The following is a 14,038-nucleotide window of genomic DNA, read 5'->3' as shown; positions in this document are numbered from 1 at the left end:
GTCGAGAACGACGAGACAGGCGACACATCGGGAAGAGGGGGCCGACACGTGAGCAACACGCCCAACCCGCTCCGGGATCCCCGGGACAAGCGGCTGCCCAAGGTGGCAGGGCCGTGTGTGCTGGTTCTGTTCGGAGTCACGGGGGACCTTTCACGCAAGAAGCTGCTGCCGGCCATCTACGACCTGGCGAACCGGGGGCTGCTGCCGCCCGGCTTCTCGCTGGTGGGCTTCGCCCGCCGCGACTGGGAGCACGAGGACTTCCGCCAGATCGCCTACGAGTCGATCAAGGAGCACGCGCGGACGCCGTTCCGCGAGGACGTCTGGACGCACCTGTCCGAGGGCATCCACTTCGTCCCCGGGGAGTTCAGCGACCCGGGCGCGTTCGAGGCCCTGGCCATGGCCGTCAAGGAGCTGGACGAGAGCCGCGGCACCGGCGGCAACTACGCCTTCTACCTGTCGATCCCGCCCAAGTTCTTCCCGCAGGTCGTCGAGCGGCTCCAGGAGTCCGGCCTGGCCGAGCGCGCCAACGGCGCGTGGCGGCGGGTGGTCATCGAGAAGCCGTTCGGCCACGACCTGGTCAGCGCCAAGGAGCTCAACGACACCGTCCACCGGGTCTTCCCCGAGGAGTCGATCTTCCGGATCGACCACTACCTCGGCAAGGAGACCGTCCAGAACATCCTGGCGCTGCGCTTCGCCAACGCCATGTTCGAGCCGATCTGGAACCGCTCGTTCGTCGACCACGTGCAGATCACGATGGCCGAGGACATCGGCATCGGCGGCCGGGCCGGTTACTACGACGGCATCGGCGCCGCCCGCGACGTCATCCAGAACCACCTGCTCCAGCTGCTGGCGCTGACCGCGATGGAGGAGCCGACGTCCTTCAGCGCCGAGGCCGTGCGCGCCGAGAAGGCCAAGGTGCTGTCCTCGGTGCGCGTCCCCGACGACCTGGCGACGGCCACCGCGCGGGGCCAGTACTGCGCGGGCTGGCAGGGCGGCGTGAGCGTGAAGGGCTACCTGGAGGAGGACGGCATTCCCAAGTCGTCCACCACCGAGACCTACGCGGCCGTCCGGCTGGAGATCGACAACCGCCGCTGGGCGGGCGTGCCGTTCTACCTGCGCACGGGCAAGCGGCTCAGCCGCCGGGTGACCGAGGTGGCGCTGGTCTTCCAGCAGGCGCCGCACCTGCCGTTCTCCCAGACCGACACCGAGGAGCTCGGCCAGAACGCCCTGGTGATGCGCGTCCAGCCGGACGAGGGCATCACGGTGCGGTTCGGCTCCAAGGTGCCCGGCACCTCGATGGAGATCCGCGACGTCAACATGGACTTCGCCTACGGCGAGTCGTTCACCGAGGCGTCCCCCGAAGCCTACGAGCGGCTGCTGCTCGACGTGCTGATCGGCGACCCTCCGCTGTTCCCCCGCCAGGAGGAGGTCGAGCTGTCCTGGCAGATCCTCGACCCGATCGAGGAGTACTGGGCGGGACAGGGCAAGCTCGACCAGTACAAGTCCGGCGGCTACGGGCCCGACAGCGCCGACGAGCTGATGGCGCGCGACGGGCGCGCTTGGAGGCGGCTCTAACGATGAACATCGATCTCACCAACACCACCACCCGCCGCATCCAGGAGGCGCTGACCCAGGCCCGGCACGTGATGGGCGGCCCGGCCGTCGGCATGGTGCTCACCCTGATCATCGTGACCGACGAGTCGGCGCAGTACGACGCCGTCCGCGCGGCCACCGAGGCGGCCCGCGAGCACCCCTGCCGGGTGCTGACGGTGATCTCCCGCGACTCGCGCGGCAGCTCGTCACGGCTGGACGCCGAGATCCGGATGGGCGAGACCGGCCCCGGCGAGACCGTGCTGCTGCGCATGTACGGGCCGCTGGCGCTGCACGCCGACTCGGTCGTGGTGCCGCTGCTGATGCCCGACACGCCCGTGGTGACCTGGTGGCCGGGCGGCAAGGTGCCCAAGGTCCCCGGCGACGACCCGCTGGGACGCCTGGCGCAGCGCCGCGTGACCGACTCCTACGCCGCCCGCGACCGGCTCGGCACGCTGGCGCAGCTCGCCAACGGGTACAAGCCGGGCGACACCGACTTCACCTGGACGCGGCTGACCTCATGGCGGTCGCTGCTGGCGGCCTCCCTCGACCAGGACCACGAGGAGATCACCGCCGGGGAGGTCTCGGCCGAACCCGACAGCCCCAGCGCCGAACTGCTGGCCGCGTGGCTGTCGGTCCGGCTGGGCGTCACCGTCCGCCGCACGGTCTCCGACGGACCGGGCATCACCGGCGTGACGCTGGCGACGCCGCCCGGCGACATCGCCGTGTCGCGTCCCGACGGCCGGGTGGCGACGCTGTCGCGTCCCGGCCAGCCCGACCGGCAGGTGTCGCTGATGCGCCGCCCGATGGCCGAGCTGCTGGCCGAGGAACTGCGCAGGCTCGACCCCGACGAGGTGTACCAGGAGGCGGCCTCGCGGTTCGCCAAGGACCTGGAGGGCGCCGCCGCCAAGGCCGGCGGCGACGACAAGAAGTCCTCGCGCACCAAGACGGTGGGACGTTCCAAGGCGGCCGGCAAGTGACGCCTCCGGCCGTCCTCGTCCACCGCGACCAGGAGCTGCTGGCCAAGGCGGTCGCCGCCCGGCTGGTCACCCGGATCGTGGACGCGCAGGCGGCCCGGGGCTCGGCCTCGGTCGTGCTCACCGGGGGCGGTGTCGGCACCGCCGTCCTGGCCGAGCTGGCCGCCACCGGCGCCCGCGACGCCATCGACTGGCGGCGGCTGGACATCTGGTGGGGCGACGAGCGGTTCCTGCCGACCGGCGACCCCGAGCGCAACGAGACCGGCGCCCGCCGGGCCCTGCTCGACCATGTCGCCCTCGACCCCGCGCGCGTGCACCCCATGCCCGCCTCCGACGGGCCCGACGGCGACGACCCCGAGGCGGCGGCCGAGACCTACGCCGCCGAGCTGCGCGCGGCGGCGCGTCCCGAAGACCACGGCCCGGTGCCCTCCTTCGACGTGCTGATGCTCGGCGTCGGGCCGGACGCCCACGTGGCCTCGCTGTTCCCGGGCCTGCCCGCCCTGTACGACGAGCGTCCCGTGGTCGCGGTACGCGGAGCGCCCAAGCCGCCGCCGACCCGCGTCTCCCTCACGCTGCCCGCGCTGCGGGCGGCGCGGGAGGTGTGGCTGATGGCGGCGGGCGAGGCCAAGGCCACCGCCGTGCGCCTCGGGCTGTCGGAGGCGGGACCGGTCCAGGTCCCGGCCGCCGGGGCCCGGGGACGCCGCAGCACGCTGTTCCTGCTCGACCGCGCGGCGGCCGCCGAGCTGCCGCCCGGCATCGAGCGCATCGCCTCCCCCTGACGCACCGTGTCATACCGGTCTGATCACCGCATAACCTCGGAACAAGGGAACCGAAGTTCGAAGGAGGTCCCAGGTGCGTGCGGGCCGGACCGGAACGACGATCGGGGCGATCGCCTGCGTGGCGGCGCTCGCCGCCGGATGCTCCTCGGGCGGTGACGACGACAAGGGCGGCAAGGACGCGGCGAAGGCGGCCGCCACCCTCGCGGTGACGCCCGCCAACGGCACCAGGCAGGTGGCGCCCGACCAGCCCGTCACCGTCCGGGCCGACAAGGGCAAGCTGACCGAGGTCACCGTCGCCGACGCCAAGGGACGCAAGGCCGAGGGCAGGCTGGCCGCCGACGCGCGCTCGTGGCGCACGTCCTGGGGCCTGCGCCCGGCCACGACCTACACCGTCACCGCCAAGGGCGCCGACGACGACGGCAAGGCCGTCACCACGACGTCGACCTTCACCACGCTCACCCCGGCCAAAAAGCTGGAGACGGGCATGTCGCCGCTGGAGGGCGAGACGGTCGGCGTCGGGATGCCGATCCAGCTGCTGCTCACCAAGCCGGTGACCGGCAAGCAGGGCAAGGCGGCGGTCGAGCGGGCCCTGGAGGTCCGCATGTCCAAGCCCGTCGAGGGCGCCTGGTACTGGATCAGCGACAAGGAGGTCGACTTCCGGCCCCGCGAGTACTGGCCCGCCGGCCAGAAGGTCCAGGTCGTCGCGCACCTGGCCGGGCTCAAGGCCGGCGAGGGCCTGTACGGCATGAAGGACCGCACGCTGAACTTCAAAGTCGGGCCCCGGCACGTCACCACCATCAACGCCAAGACCCACCGCGCGAAGGTCACCGACGGCGGGCGCACCGTCCGCGACATGAAGGTCAGCCTGGGCAAGCCCGGCGACGACAGCTACACCGGCGTCATGATCGCGCAGGAGAAGAACCCCGCGATGGTCATGGACTCGGCAACCACCGGCAACCCCGGCGCGTACCGCACCCCGACCAAGTGGAACGTCCGCATGACCTACAGCGGCACCTTCATCCACTCGGCCCCGTGGTCGACCGGCTCGCAGGGCAGCGCCAACGTCAGCCACGGCTGCGTCAACGCCGCCCCCGACGACGCGCGCTGGTTCTACAACTTCACCCAGCGCGGCGACGTCATCGAGGTCACCGGCACCACCCGCAAGCTCCGCTTCGGCAACGGGCCCACGCCCTGGGCCAAGAGCTGGACCGACTGGCTCGCGGGCAGCGCCCTCGGCAAGCCCGTCACCGGCACCCCGCTCTCCTGACCTCCGCACCCGGGCGGCGCCGGACCCCCATCGACCAAAGTCGATCGGCGGTCGACCTGTGCCTACGGCGCGGTGGCCGACCGGCTCGGTAGCGTGGGCGCGTGCGAATCCGCCGGTCGCTGCGCGAATGGGGCCGCGACATCATGGTCGCGGCGCTCGCCGGCGCCCTCGGCCTGCTGATGCTGGAGGGCGCCGAGTCCAGCTACTCGGGCGGCGACTCGTCGGAGGTCATCTGGAACCTGGCGATCTGGCTGGTCAGCCTGGTGGTCCTGGTGCTCTTCCGGCGGCAGAAGCCCGTCCACGTCTCGCTGCTGATGTCGGTCCTGGCCTGGTTCGCCAGCACGCCCTGGGGCATGGCCGCGCTGAGCGCCTTCACCGTGGCCGTGCACCGCTCCTGGCGGATGAGCGTCATCGTCGGCGTCCCCAATGTCGCGATCATCGTCCTGGTCTTCACCTTCGGCCCGATCGAGGACGGCACCCGGCTCTCCTCGACGCTGGTCATGCTCCTGGGCTACGCGGTGTTCGTGGCGGCGGGAATGCTGGTCCGGTCGCGCCGCATGCTGATCGAGTCGCTCAAAGAGCGCGCCGTGGCGGCCGAGGAGGGCCAGCGCCTGCGCGTGGAGGAGGCACGGCTCCTGGAGCGCGAGCGCATCGCCCGCGAGATGCACGACGTCCTGGCCCACCGGATCTCGCTGCTGGCCGTGCACGCGGGCGCGCTGGAGTTCCACGGCGACGCCCCCGACGCCCAGCGCGAGGCCGCGGGAGTGATCCGCCGCAGCGCCCACCAGGCGATGGAGGACCTGCGCGAGGTGATCTGGGTGCTGCGCGACGACACCCAGGGCGACGACCACGAGCGGCCGCAGCCGACGCTCACCGACCTGCCCGCGCTGGTGGAGCAGTCGCGGCAGGCGGGCGCGCACGTCACGCTCGACGAGCGCGTCCCCGACCCGGCGACCGTCCCGGACGGCATCGGCCGCCACGCCTACCGGATCGTCCAGGAGGCACTCACCAACGCCCGCAAGCACGCGCCCGGCGCGCACGTCCGGATCACCGTCGACTTCCCCGGCTCGGCCGGGCTGGCGATCGAGGTCGTCAACTCGCTGCCGCCCGGTCCGGCCCTGGCGATCCCCGGCGCGGGCGCCGGGCTCGTCGGCCTGCGCGAGCGGGCCGAGCTCGTCGGCGGCACGCTCGAACACGGCGTCACGGGCGGCCTGTTCCGCCTGTACGCCTGGCTGCCCGTTCCCGTTGAGAAGGGTTCATGAACACCACCGTCCTTTACGTTGTAGATTTCTCCGACCGGCTCCGGCGGCGCCCGGCCGACCCCGTAGGGTGACCGGATGGACTCCCCCATCCGCGTGCTCATCGTGGACGACGACGCTCTGGTCAGGACGGGCCTCGGCATGATGCTGGCCGGCGCGGGAGACCTGGAGGTCGTGGCCGACGTCGCCGACGGCGCGGAGGTCGTGCCCGCGGTCAACGAGCACCGCCCCGACGTGGTGCTGATGGACATCCGGATGCCCCGGCTCGACGGGCTCGCGGCGACCGAGCGGCTGCGCGCCCGCCGCGACCCGCCCGAGATCATCATCCTCACCACGTTCGACACCGACGACCACATCCTGCGCGCCATGCGGGCGGGGGCCAGCGGGTTCCTGCTCAAGCACACACCGCCGCCGGAGATCGTCCAGGCGATCCGGCAGGTCGCGGCGGGCGAGCCGATGATGTCGCCCGCCGTGCTGCGCCGGATGATGACCTACGTGGCGGGCTCCGGCGTCGACCCCCGCCAGGACCGCGCCCGCACCCTGCTCGGCCGTCTCAGCGAGGGCGAGCGGGCGGTGGCGGCGCTGGTCGGCCAGGGCAAGACCAACAGCGAGATCGGCCGCGAGCTGTCGCTGAGCGTGGCGACGGTCAAGGCGTACGTGTCGCGGCTGCTGACCAAGCTGGAGCTCAACAACCGGGTCCAGATCGCGCTGCTGGTGCACGACGCGGGCGGGGCCGACCGGACCGCCTGACGCCGACTTCGGTCGCCGGGCCGTCGACCATCGGCCGACGCGTCCGGCCCGGCCCGGCGGGCAGCCTGGACGGCATGATCGAAGTCGAACGCCTGAGCAAGCGCTACCGGGAGACGACCGCCGTCCACGACGTGTCGTTCCGGTGCGAGCCCGGCACCGTCACCGGGTTCCTCGGCCCGAACGGAGCGGGCAAGACGGATACACGATTGTGACCCTTCTTTCTGGGGCCGACCTGCGCTGTTGTGGGGAGCCGGGTGCGGGCTTGGGTGGGGCGGCGGGCTGCTAGCCTCGCGCGGCTCCGGGCTGCCTCCTGGGCTGCCCGCATCAGGCCGGGGGCGGCCCGCCGGAGGGGTCCCCGCCCAAGCCTGTACCCGGCGTCCCTTCACCTGCCTGAGCGGGGCGGGGGTCTGGGTGAGTGTGCACGCTGTTCATTTTGCGGGGCGGTGGCTTAGTGCGCGGTGAGGGGCGCACATCTCTTATGGGTAGAGCCCTACGCCGGAGGCGGGTCGTTGTAAGGGGCGGGGGTCGGGGTTGGTTGGGAATCCCTAAAGCGGCACCTTGGGCGCCTGCTGGGGCGTAGAGCGGGCCTCGTGGTGCCGGGGTCGGCATGGTGCGCGCTTTGTCCGGGTATCTCGTGGTCGGCCGGTGACGGGTCGGAGATGTGGGGATGTGGTGGGTGTGGCGGTGTTCCGGATCGTGTTCAGTCGCCCGGTGGAGGTCGGCGGGCAGCTCGTGAGTGAAACGACGGTGGAGGCGGAGCGGCTGGAGGCGATCTCGGCCGCTGGTGAGGTGGTGATGACGGCGGCGGCGGATGTGATCGCGCGAATCGATCTGGGTCCGGCCGCTCGAACCGCGCAACTGCGGAGCCGGGCCGCCAATCATGGGCGGGCGTGGACGGATGAACAGCGTGCGGAGCTGGCGCGGCTGCATGGTGAGGGTTTGACGGTGCCGCAGTTGATGGAACGGCTAGAGCGGACGCGCGGCGGGATTCGTTCTGAGCTGATCCGGCAAGGTCTGCTGAAGCGTGAGGGCACTTCTCCCAAGTAGGCGGGTGGCCGTGTGCGCCTGCCGGAGAGCCGGGACGGGTGGAGGGGTGCGCGAGTGTGCGCCCGATTCCCTGGCCCGCTCGACTCCGCTGCGCCGAATGGCTGTGAGCGGCGGCGGCAAGGGCCGGGAGCGGGGCGTACGCGGGGTGAGCGCTGGGGTTGCTTCGGGGAGGCGCGGGGTCAGGTGGTCACGCTCGGAAGGGCGGCGGTCGGACGCACGGCGGCCGGTCGGCCGGGCGAGGACGGCGCCCTAGCGCCGCCCGCAGCAACGGCCAAGACCGGTCCGCCGTGCGGACCGGTCCGCCGCTTCCTGACGGTGCGGGGCCGCCTGGCCCCGCGCCGACCCGTAGTAGCCGCAGCGTGAGCACCTTGCGTACGCCGCGCGGGGTGGCCCGCGCCGCCGCCGCGAGCGAAGCGATGCGGCGCGGCGGGGGGAGAGGGGGCCAGGGGGGAGGGGGGCGAGAGCCCCCCTCCCCCCGGACTGGGCGAAGCGGCGGGAGGCGCACACGGCACCGGTTAGCGGGTGCTGGCGTGTGGGTGCGGGGTGTGTGTGGTGGGTGTGATGGGAGGCGCGCGCCCGCTTGCGGGCGCAAGCCGTGGGTGGGTGGGTGCTTGACCTGGTAGGGAAAAGTCTCACACAAGAGAAGCCCCCAGGCGCCACAGCACTCGGGGGCTTCGTGTGCGCGGCTCACGCTAGGTCGTGGTCGCCGTCTTTGATGCGGCGTGCCAGCGTGCGCCAGTTGGCGCGGGTCACGGCCAACTTCGGGCCTTGTGGGTCCTTCGAGTCGCGCACCCCGATGTTTCCGGCGAGGTTCGCAACCTCAACACAACTGGTGTTGTCCGAGGTGCCGCTACGACTCGCCTTGCGCCACTCGATCATTGGTAGCTCTCCATGGTCCTTTGAATCAGGGTCCGCGATGGGCCTACAGGCGTGGCCACCTCGCACACGCGGTCATACCGTACTGCGAAGTTCTGGACGGTATGGGGGTCCCGAACAAGCCCGCCCATCTCGGGAGCTTCCGCGTATGCGACGTCTCTATCATCCACCGTCAGGAGTTGGAATGAGCCGTCCAGCCCGACGTTCACCCCGGCATCCTTCTCCAAGATTCGCAGGCTGACATGCGGGTACTCGCTCATGGCGAGTAGGTGAGCTAGTTGGCCGCGCATGATCCCGGCGTCGCCAACAGGTTGCAGCAAGGCCACCCAGTTCAGGATGGCGAACACCCGTGGGGGTTTTGGACGCTCAAAGACGGCCGTCTGTCGGGCCATTCGCTTCTCTAGTGCGGTGTCGATGTCTTCGACGAGACCCGCTGTGAGCGCGCTTCGAGCGTAGTCGGGGGTTTGGAAGACTCCAGGAACAAGCGCTACCTCCCAGATTCTCAACCGTGTTGCACGTCCCTCGTACTCCGTGAGCCCCGCGAACCAGTCGTCATCATTGGCGGCGCTGGCGAACCGGACAAGCCGAGCGAACAGCCCATCCGTGTCCCACTCGCGGTCAAGGATCTTGCCGTGCCTCTCGGTAAGGCGCATGGTTCCAGACTCGTACCTCGAAACAGTCGAACGGTCACACCCGAGCAGCGCCCCGAGACGTGACCCGGAGAGTTGATGCAAGTCGCGCTGTCTGCGCAGCTCAACGGCTATTGCGTCCCACAAAGAGTGGTCAGGGTCTAGTGACTCCCGGGCGCTCATCCATCACCCTCCGGTGTTGCAAGTGCTTCATGAACCTTCCGAAGGTAACCCGGGGGAGAGATTCTTGTGTGGCGAAACGTGATGCCCGACACAGAGTCAGGAGCCAGGACATGCCGCCGACCGTGACCCCGAACCCTGATCCGCTGGAAGCGCTCCGCCTGGAGTTCCCGGGACATCGCGTGTGGCGGTCCATGCGCGGCAAGGCTCTGGGCGAGTGGTGCGCGACGCTGCACGACCCGAGCGCGGGGGTTGATCCGACGCTTATGGAGCCGACAGCGGATGGGCTCCGCGAGCGGCTCCTGGCGGAGCGGGAGCGGGCCGCCGAGCGCGTGTAGGCGGATGCGGCTTCGGCGGATGTACGCATCCGCCGTTCCCGGGGTCGGGCATAGCGGCCCCGGAGGGTGGGAGGGCGGCGTGTCCGGCCGGTAGCGGCCCCGCGCCGGGACCGTCCGGGCACGCCGCTCCCACTCCCCCGACCACGACCAGAGACCCGAGAGAGGACGAGTCTTTCCATGGCCATGAGCGAACGGCACAACCCGGACGCACCGCCGCCTGTCGGCGGGGCCGCCGTCGTCCGGCTGGAGAACCTGGAGACGGCCCTACGGGGTCACGGGTATCACCCCCGGCTTTTGCCGGGCGATCACACGAACTTCTACATCGCGGTGGACGAGATCTCGTGCGCCCGCACGGAAGATCCGTTTCGCGTGTTCTGTCGCACCCGCTCTCTGGCGGGCGACGAACTGTGGTTCTACGACAACGACGGCCACGCCTTCGCACCGGCCTACGACATCACCAAGGCGCTGATGTTCATCATGAGTCGCGTCCCGCCGCCGGAGATTCCCATGCTCCTTCACGGACACATCGTCATTGGGGAGCGCGACGCATGAGCTTCGATTCACGGTTCGTCCACGCCGTACCCACGGCAGACACTCCGACGCTGTTTGAGTGCCGTGGTTTTCTGCGGGCGCTTCAGTTGGCGGTGCGGGAGACACGGACGCTTTACGCGTATGAGGCCGATCGCAAGGGTCGGCGGGTCCTGGTCGTCAAGCCGCTCGGTGTGGTGCGGCCGTGGGCACACATTGGTGTGCGAAACGATGACGACGACACGTTCGGGTACACGTGGGAGGACCGCTGCGACCTCCCGGGGGTTCCGGCGGACGGTTCGATCATCGGCCCCGTGAGCGACGTGGAGGCCGTCGCCGCCGTGATCCTCCGCGTGTTCGAGGAGCGCCCATGACGCTCGTGGACCGCGTGTTCCTCGTCCTGGGGGTGCTCTTTCTCGGCGTCCTCACCGGGTGTGAACTCTTCTTTCTCCGGCGGGCTCGGCGCGCGGAGCGTGACGCCGAGGTGCGCAATGCCGAGGTGCGCAAGGCCGTGGAGCACTACGCCGAGGAGCGCGATGCGGAGGAGCGCCCGTGACCCCCGCGACACTCATCGAACTGTTCGTGGTGACGACCGTCTCCGTAGTCGTCTCGTCCGGTGTGGGGTTCCTGTTCGGTCTGGCGGTGCGGCCGTGATCACCGAGGGGCTCACGCTCGGGGAACTGGAGGAGCTTCGGCGGAACCTTTACGAGGAATGGCAATTCACACACCTTCTGTGGCGGGACACCCTGGCAAAGGCCGACTTCAGCGAGATTAAGGATGAGGCATTCGAGCGGTTCCGGGAGGCCCGGCGTGTGGGAGACGCACTCGCGCATGTCGAGTTGAATCTGGAGTTCGCCCGCCTGGTCGCCGAATACCCGGAGGGGTCCTCATGAGCCCGGAGGCGACTAGTCACGCTTGGGGCAACGCGGGTGAGCGTAAGGCCCGCGCGGTCGCGGCCTTCATGGCAGAGGCAATCCTTTCCCTAGTCAAAGAGACGATGCGGCGTCAGGGGTTCGAACCCGAGATCTCTGATGCTGTGGTGGACGGTACCCGGGCGTTGTGGCGTGAGGAGTGCGACGTTCCGGCCGTAGCGTGCGAAGTGAAGTGCATCCAGAGAAAATGAGTGGTGTGAGGACCAGCAGCCCATATCCCTACTCGACCGGCGAGGTGGCGCGGCTGTTTGGGGTGTCAGCGAGAACTGTGTGGCGGTGGACCCAGGAGGGAAAGCTGGGCACGATTAAGACGCCCGGCGGACAACTGCGGTACAGGTCCGAAGATGTCGATGCGTTGCTGGCAATGGAGACGCCCTCCGATCTCGTCTCCACGTCGCCCCGGGTAGCGCTTGAAAGGGTGATCGGGCAGCATTTCAACGGTGATGGAATGGCGGCCATGTTGGCGGTGGCTGATATGTGCGATATCGCCGTGTCGCCATCAGTCGACACAAGAAAGGAACAACACGTGACCGATCACCCTCCGCACCGCAAACACATAGGGGAGTTGGCTCTCGCTCACGGAATCGATGATGGGACGTGGATTGGCGTACGGCCTGCCGTAGAGCTGACCGGCCTGTCATCTGCCCAAATAAAAAATTGGGAGCAGCACGGCGTCATTAGCTGCTTGCAGGAGCAGCAGAAAGGAAATCGCAAGTATCTGCGTGAGGAACTCGCGCTCGTGGCAGAACTGCGGGATCGTCAGGAAGGGTGCCGCCCTAAGCTCAACCAGGTGAAGCACCTGATAACAAAAGCACGCGGAGGCCAAGCCGAGGTGCAATCACACGCGCCATAGCCCACCACCGAATCAGTCTCGGAACCCTCTTCGAGACCGCCGGGCGAGGCTGGTCCCCTACGCGCCTCGCCCGGCTTCGGGGAAAAATAAAGCTCCTACCGTCCATGTCCCATTCGGAAAGTGAGAAAATATGCCTACGCGGGCATTGGCCTTTGATTTTGGCCGCACTATCTCCGGCCCCAGAGTGGATCACATCCTCGGCCAAAAACCAGTTGACCCGGATGCGGCGCGTGCGTTGCATGAACTGGCCAGACTCGACATGCGCCTGGTCCTGGCCAGCAACACGTTGCCCGGGGAATCTCGTTGGCCCGCGCTTCAAGCTGCGGGCGTGGAGGAGCTTTTCACAGTGGCGTTGCTCTCCCACGCGTTGGGCGCGGCCAAGCCTGAGGACATTTTCTATGAACTGGTCATCACGGCAGCGCAGTGTGAGCCATCCGAAATTCTTTTCGTGGGCGACAACATTTCTCACGACGTTATCGCGCCCCTATCGCACGGTATGCGGGCCGCCCTGGTCCGTCCTCGTGGCCTTAAACCCACAGAGACCCTCCCCACAGGCGTCCCCTGCATTCGCCACGTCAAGGAACTTCCCTCGCTGCTGGAGCGGTCATGATTGCCGGAGCCACCGACGCCGTTTGGGGCCCAGACGAGTTTCCCCGCAATGACTGTCAAAGTCTGCTGGTCGTCTCGTGGAACCTAAATCACGGGGGTCGTGACGGCGAGCTGCGCCATGACTACACGCGACTGTGGAAACAGGTCGACGCACTCAGCGAATTCGACGCCGACCTAGTCGCGTTGCAGGAAGCCAAATGGGGGTCGCACTCCAACCGGGTACTTCACGAGGTCTCTCACCGGCTGGGCATGACTGTCCGGTTCCTCATCCCCTCCCGCAACCACGGTTCTCACTTGGCCATGTTCGTTCGGGAACGGCCCGGCCTGCGGGTCGTGCAAGAACGCCATGCCCAGGTGCCCTACTGGCACGCCCAAGGACACTTGGAGTTGGCCATCGGCAAAGGCACTCTGCGCTTCCTCAATATCCACTGCGCCCCGTCCTCATCAACCCTGCGTTTGATCGAGGCCGAGAGCATTGAACTCCTGAAGGACCAGCCCGTTATCGCTGCGGGGGATTTCAACGCCGTCCCGGCCAACGAGCACAGCGAACTCAACGGCGATCTAATCCACCCCAAACTCGACCAGCGGCCCGCCCAAGCTCTTCAGGCGGCTGGATTCGTCGATGTCGCCGCCCACCTCGGCGTTACCACCCCGACCGTGTGCGACTTCCTCCCTCGCAGGTTCGCCTATCGCGGTGATCGGGTCCTGACAACGCTGCCACCCCACACCTACGACTCCGCCACGGTCGAGGAGTTCGACCCGCTGGTGTCAGATCACGCCATGATCACAGCCAGCTTTCACATACACCCCAGCGATCTGGTCAAGGCTTCCGACACTCCCCGAGAGTAAGAGCCAGCAACCCCCGGCGCTTCCGGTCCTTCTTGAGGCGCCCCCGACGTCCCCGCGTGAGCGCGGGGCGACCAGTCACACCCCAATCCCTAGGAGGATCACGTGACTGTGACCGAGGAGAGGACGGCTCCGGCCGTCGACCCGCGCGAGTTGATCTCGCCCGACCTGTTCGCCCAACTCGCCCGCCGTGTCTCGGTAGAGCATGGCGTCTCGCAGGACCAAGCCGAGAAGATCATGGTTCAGGCGCTCGCGTTCCTGTGGGCGTGCGCTCAACACCCCTCGCTGCATCTGGCCCCACCGTTCGACGTCGACTGGGGATGGCACATGTTCATCCTCCACACCAAGGCGTACGCGGCGTTCTGTGACCGCGTCGTGGGCCGGTTCATCCATCACGAACCCGCCGACGGCCAGGAGGACGGCGGCGAAGCGATTCAGCGGACGGCCGCGATCATGCGTGACGCTGGCCTGCCGGTCGATGAGGAGATGTGGAGTCCCCGGGGCACGGGGTGCACCAACACGTGTCACAACGACTGCAACGGCGCCTAGCACCGACTGACGGACGCGGGCCCTCATCC

The 14,038-nt window shown here is 68.9% G+C and carries 19 protein-coding genes; 17 read left to right on the top strand and 2 right to left on the bottom strand.

Annotated elements, in window-relative coordinates; genetic code table 11:
• The first annotated feature begins 48 nt into the window (after positions 1-48).
• The 8 genes from zwf to ACQPY4_RS19175 all read left to right on the top strand — a co-directional run bounded on the left by zwf (position 49) and on the right by ACQPY4_RS19175 (position 7,669).
• Positions 49-1,575, top strand: a complete 1,527-nt coding sequence (zwf, locus tag ACQPY4_RS19210) for a glucose-6-phosphate dehydrogenase (RefSeq protein WP_433338231.1) — start codon at positions 49-51, stop codon at positions 1,573-1,575.
• 2 nt (positions 1,576-1,577) lie between these two features.
• A complete protein-coding gene (locus ACQPY4_RS19205) occupies positions 1,578-2,570 on the top strand; it encodes a glucose-6-phosphate dehydrogenase assembly protein OpcA (protein ID WP_433338229.1) in 993 nt (330 codons plus the stop codon).
• Positions 2,567-3,346, top strand: coding sequence for a 6-phosphogluconolactonase (pgl, locus tag ACQPY4_RS19200; protein WP_433338227.1), 780 nt, complete (start codon positions 2,567-2,569; stop codon positions 3,344-3,346). Before ACQPY4_RS19205 ends, pgl begins: the two co-directional genes overlap by 4 nt.
• 73 nt (positions 3,347-3,419) lie before the next feature.
• The gene (locus ACQPY4_RS19195) at positions 3,420-4,613 is read left to right on the top strand and encodes an Ig-like domain-containing protein (RefSeq protein ID WP_433338225.1); all 1,194 of its coding nucleotides are present in this window, start codon (positions 3,420-3,422) and stop codon (positions 4,611-4,613) included.
• 101 nt (positions 4,614-4,714) lie between these two features.
• Positions 4,715-5,875: a sensor histidine kinase gene (locus ACQPY4_RS19190; RefSeq protein WP_433338223.1), complete on the top strand. Its 1,161-nt coding sequence runs from the start codon at positions 4,715-4,717 to the stop codon at positions 5,873-5,875.
• A 75-nt stretch (positions 5,876-5,950) separates the two neighbouring features.
• Positions 5,951-6,622 carry a response regulator transcription factor gene (locus ACQPY4_RS19185; protein ID WP_433338221.1) on the top strand — a complete coding sequence of 224 codons (672 nt, stop codon included), beginning with the start codon at positions 5,951-5,953 and terminating at the stop codon, positions 6,620-6,622.
• Between the two features lie 74 nt (positions 6,623-6,696).
• Entirely contained in the window at positions 6,697-6,834 is a 138-nt protein-coding gene (locus tag ACQPY4_RS19180; RefSeq protein ID WP_433338219.1) for an ATP-binding cassette domain-containing protein, read from the top strand.
• 472 nt (positions 6,835-7,306) lie between these two features.
• Positions 7,307-7,669 carry a hypothetical protein gene (locus ACQPY4_RS19175; RefSeq protein WP_433338217.1) on the top strand — a complete coding sequence of 121 codons (363 nt, stop codon included), beginning with the start codon at positions 7,307-7,309 and terminating at the stop codon, positions 7,667-7,669.
• 687 nt (positions 7,670-8,356) lie between these two features.
• Here ACQPY4_RS19175 and ACQPY4_RS19170 read toward each other — a convergent pair.
• Positions 8,357-8,548 carry a DUF397 domain-containing protein gene (locus ACQPY4_RS19170; protein WP_433338215.1) on the bottom strand — a complete coding sequence of 64 codons (192 nt, stop codon included), beginning with the start codon at positions 8,546-8,548 and terminating at the stop codon, positions 8,357-8,359.
• The gene (locus tag ACQPY4_RS19165) at positions 8,545-9,198 is read right to left on the bottom strand and encodes a DUF5753 domain-containing protein (protein WP_433338213.1); all 654 of its coding nucleotides are present in this window, start codon (positions 9,196-9,198) and stop codon (positions 8,545-8,547) included. Before ACQPY4_RS19165 ends, ACQPY4_RS19170 begins: the two co-directional genes overlap by 4 nt.
• A 269-nt stretch (positions 9,199-9,467) precedes the next feature.
• On the opposite strand from ACQPY4_RS19165, the gene ACQPY4_RS19160 reads away from it, so the two are divergent.
• The 9 genes from ACQPY4_RS19160 to ACQPY4_RS19120 all read left to right on the top strand — a co-directional run bounded on the left by ACQPY4_RS19160 (position 9,468) and on the right by ACQPY4_RS19120 (position 14,009).
• On the top strand, positions 9,468-9,692 hold the full coding sequence (locus ACQPY4_RS19160; protein ID WP_433338211.1) for a hypothetical protein: 225 nt from the start codon (positions 9,468-9,470) through the stop codon (positions 9,690-9,692).
• Between the two features lie 177 nt (positions 9,693-9,869).
• The gene (locus ACQPY4_RS19155) at positions 9,870-10,244 is read left to right on the top strand and encodes a hypothetical protein (RefSeq protein ID WP_433338209.1); all 375 of its coding nucleotides are present in this window, start codon (positions 9,870-9,872) and stop codon (positions 10,242-10,244) included.
• Positions 10,241-10,594 carry a hypothetical protein gene (locus ACQPY4_RS19150; protein ID WP_433338207.1) on the top strand — a complete coding sequence of 118 codons (354 nt, stop codon included), beginning with the start codon at positions 10,241-10,243 and terminating at the stop codon, positions 10,592-10,594. Before ACQPY4_RS19155 ends, ACQPY4_RS19150 begins: the two co-directional genes overlap by 4 nt.
• Positions 10,591-10,776, top strand: coding sequence for a hypothetical protein (locus ACQPY4_RS19145; protein WP_433338205.1), 186 nt, complete (start codon positions 10,591-10,593; stop codon positions 10,774-10,776). The genes ACQPY4_RS19150 and ACQPY4_RS19145 overlap by 4 nt, the downstream gene beginning before the upstream one ends.
• Before the next feature lie 94 nt (positions 10,777-10,870).
• The gene (locus ACQPY4_RS19140; protein WP_433338203.1) at positions 10,871-11,113 is read left to right on the top strand and encodes a hypothetical protein; all 243 of its coding nucleotides are present in this window, start codon (positions 10,871-10,873) and stop codon (positions 11,111-11,113) included.
• 235 nt (positions 11,114-11,348) lie between these two features.
• Positions 11,349-12,005: a MerR family transcriptional regulator gene (locus ACQPY4_RS19135; protein WP_433338201.1), complete on the top strand. Its 657-nt coding sequence runs from the start codon at positions 11,349-11,351 to the stop codon at positions 12,003-12,005.
• Between the two features lie 184 nt (positions 12,006-12,189).
• Positions 12,190-12,615 carry an HAD family hydrolase gene (locus ACQPY4_RS19130; RefSeq protein WP_433338199.1) on the top strand — a complete coding sequence of 142 codons (426 nt, stop codon included), beginning with the start codon at positions 12,190-12,192 and terminating at the stop codon, positions 12,613-12,615.
• On the top strand, positions 12,612-13,463 hold the full coding sequence (locus ACQPY4_RS19125; protein WP_433338197.1) for an endonuclease/exonuclease/phosphatase family protein: 852 nt from the start codon (positions 12,612-12,614) through the stop codon (positions 13,461-13,463). The genes ACQPY4_RS19130 and ACQPY4_RS19125 overlap by 4 nt, the downstream gene beginning before the upstream one ends.
• Positions 13,464-13,565: 102 nt before the next feature.
• Positions 13,566-14,009: a glycine-rich domain-containing protein gene (locus tag ACQPY4_RS19120; RefSeq protein WP_433338195.1), complete on the top strand. Its 444-nt coding sequence runs from the start codon at positions 13,566-13,568 to the stop codon at positions 14,007-14,009.
• The last annotated feature ends 29 nt before the right edge of the window (positions 14,010-14,038 follow it).

Source organism: Spirillospora sp. CA-294931, assembly GCF_050946795.1.
In the GTDB taxonomy this organism is placed as follows: Bacteria; Actinomycetota; Actinomycetes; order Streptosporangiales; family Streptosporangiaceae; genus Spirillospora.
Note: the sequence above shows the minus strand (reverse complement) of the source record. Positions and strands in the feature narration are given on the sequence as shown.